This window comes from Nocardioides sp. NPDC057772 (genome assembly GCF_042798075.1).
Lineage (GTDB): Bacteria > Actinomycetota > Actinomycetes > Propionibacteriales > Nocardioidaceae > Nocardioides.
In genome coordinates, this window is record NZ_JBHVKN010000128.1 from 12,918 (window position 1) to 14,062 (window position 1,145).

The window sequence follows — 1,145 nt, forward strand, 5'->3', positions numbered from 1 at the left end:
CCACCAGGCCGCCACCCACGGGTGGTCGGGCTCGGTGACCACGATCCGCCGGAAGCCGCCCTCGGCGTCCGGCAGGGTCGCGTCGTGGAAGTGCAGGACGTTCATGTCCTCGAAGTCGAAGGCCAGGCTGCCCTTCGACCCGTTGATCTCGATCCGGATCGCGTTCTTGCGGCCGGTCGCGAAGCGGGTGGCCTCGAAGGAGCCGACCGCTCCCCCGGAGAACCGGGCCAGGAAGACCGCGCTGTCGTCGACGGTCACCGGACCGCGACCGGTCCCGGCGGTGGCGGAGAGGCCGGAGGAGGCCTCGGCCACCGGACGCTCCTTGACGAAGGTCTCCAGCATCCCGGAGACCTCCTGGATCCGGTCCCCGGTGATGTGCTGGGTCAGGTCGATGACGTGGGCGCCGATGTCACCGAGCGCGCCCGAGCCGGCCTTCGTCTTGTCGAGACGCCAGCTCAGCGGGGTCTCGGGGTCGGCGAGCCAGTCCTGGAGATACTGCGCCCGCACGTGGTGGAGCTCCCCGAGCCGACCGTCCGCGACGAGCTTCCGGGCCAGCGCGATCGCGGGCACCCGGCGGTAGGTGAACCCGACCATCGCCCGCACGCCCCGCTCCGCGGCCTGGGCAGCGGCCGCAGCCATCCGCTCGGCCTCGGCCACGGTGTTGGCCAGCGGCTTCTCGCACAGCACGTGCTTGCCGGCCTCCAGCGCAGCGATCGCGATCTCCGCGTGGGTGTCGCCGGGCGTGCACACGTCGATCAGGTCGACGTCGTCGCGGGCTATCACCTCGCGCCAGTCGGTGGCGCTCTCCGCCCAGCCGAAGCGGGTCGCGGCCTCGGCCACGCGGTCGGCGTCACGGCCGCAGACGACCTGCATCCGCGGGGTGAGGGGGAGGTCGAAGAAGCGGTGGGCGCTGCGCCAGGCGTGGGAGTGGACGGCGCCCATGAAGGCGTAGCCGATCATCCCCACCCCGAGTGTGGCGTTCTGCTCGGTCATCGGAACTCGATCCTGTGTTCGGTGGTGTCGCTACGCCCCCCCGCGCGGGGCCGACAATGGGGGTGGGGTGGGGAGGCGGGGCGGGCAACGAAGCGGGGGGGGGGGACCCCAACACCGTGAGCATTGTGTGCACCCGCCCGTGCAGCATGTTA

General features: G+C 72.0%; 1 protein-coding gene. It reads right to left on the minus strand.

Annotated features, from left to right (window positions below):
* Positions 1 to 993 (minus strand): Gfo/Idh/MocA family protein (locus ACFVJS_RS19015; RefSeq protein WP_378883445.1); only part of this gene is annotated, 993 nt, incomplete at its 3' end.
* Between the last annotated feature and the right edge of the window lie 152 nt (positions 994 to 1,145).